General features: G+C 54.3%; 1 protein-coding gene. It reads left to right on the forward strand.

Going from position 1 to position 387, the window contains the following annotated elements:
- Positions 1–387, forward strand: a 387-nt coding sequence (locus tag OGY15_RS24755; protein ID WP_286537261.1) for an IS66 family transposase, incomplete at both ends; no start/stop codon positions are given.

Raw genomic sequence — 387 nt, forward strand, 5'->3', positions numbered from 1 at the left:
GTTATACGAATCCGGCAGAATAACGGAAGCCGCGTGTATGGCTCATGCCCGGAGAAAAATCCACGATGTGCATGCAAGAGTGCCCACCGACATCACCACGGAAGCCCTGCAGCGTATCGGTGAACTGTATGCCATAGAGGCAGAAGTCCGGGGATGTACAGCAGAACAGCGTCTGGCGGCAAGAAAAGCCAGAGCTGCGCCACTGATGCAGTCACTGTATGACTGGATACAGACTCAGATGAAAACACTGTCGCGTCACTCGGATACGGCAAAAGCGTTCGCATACCTGCTGAAACAGTGGGATGGCCTGAACGTGTACTGCAGTAATGGCTGGGTGGAAATCGACAACAACATCGCAGAGAACGCCTTACGGGGAGTGGCCGTAGG

This window comes from Citrobacter sp. Cu231 (assembly GCF_030332265.1).
Lineage (GTDB): Bacteria > Pseudomonadota > Gammaproteobacteria > Enterobacterales > Enterobacteriaceae > Citrobacter > Citrobacter meridianamericanus.